The sequence below is a fragment of the Mesorhizobium sp. M1A.T.Ca.IN.004.03.1.1 genome (assembly GCF_003997555.1).
Taxonomy (GTDB): domain Bacteria; phylum Pseudomonadota; class Alphaproteobacteria; order Rhizobiales; family Rhizobiaceae; genus Mesorhizobium.
Window position 1 is genome coordinate 1 of sequence record NZ_RZTV01001222.1, and the last position, 229, is coordinate 229.

The window sequence follows — 229 nt, forward strand, 5'->3', positions numbered from 1 at the left end:
GGATCCTGCTCGCCCGGATCGGACGCGCCGAGGAGGCGCGCAGGCTACTCTCGGACGAGCGCCTCGCCACCAATCCGGAAGCCCGGCTCTGGCGCGGCTACGCCGATGCCCAGGCCGGCCGCTGGAGCGAGGCGGCGGTCGCCCTGCGCGCGGGCGAATCGGTTCTGGAGCGCTACCCCGAGCCGCTCGCCTCGCTGTTCCACGCCGCCGCCGCCGAGGCTGCGGTCGA

At 76.0% G+C, this 229-nt stretch carries 1 protein-coding gene; it reads left to right on the forward strand.

Going from position 1 to position 229, the window contains the following annotated elements:
* Positions 1-229: hypothetical protein (locus EOD29_RS35580; RefSeq protein WP_164764133.1), on the forward strand; the 229-nt coding region annotated here is incomplete at both ends.